We start from the raw sequence: 439 nt of genomic DNA on the forward strand, positions 1-439 counted from the left end.
CCGTTGGTGGCGGTAAAGGTCACTGCCACACCGGAAACCAGGTTGCCGTTAACATCGGTGACAATCGCTTTCACCGCGTTGGTGGCCGTGCCGTTGGCTTTCGCGTTATCGGTGGTCACCGTCAGGTTGCCATCACTGATGGTTGCCGTGCCGCTGTCCGCCACAAAGGTGGTGTCCACGGTCTGGCTGGCACCGTTGACGCTTGCCGTCACTTTCGCCACACCGGCTTTGGTGTTGCTCAGCGTGGTGGTGGCGATACCGTTAACGTCCGTGGTGGCAGAGGCCGTGGTGATAGTAGCCCCGTTAGTGGCGGTAAAGGTCACGGTCGCGTCTTTCACCAGGTTGCCTTTCGCGTCGGTGACAATCGCTTTCACCGCGTTGGTGGCCGAGCCGTCCGCTTTCGCGTTATCGGTGGTCACCGTCAGGTTACCGGAACTGA

1 protein-coding gene is annotated in these 439 nt (G+C 60.4%); it reads right to left on the reverse strand.

Features of this window, described 5'->3' with window-relative positions:
• On the reverse strand, positions 1 to 439 hold a 439-nt coding region (locus ADJ24_RS14840; protein WP_048702761.1), incomplete at both ends, for an Ig-like domain-containing protein.

The organism is Enterobacter sp. 940_PEND (assembly GCF_001059415.1).
In the GTDB taxonomy this organism is placed as follows: Bacteria; Pseudomonadota; Gammaproteobacteria; order Enterobacterales; family Enterobacteriaceae; genus Enterobacter; species Enterobacter cloacae_M.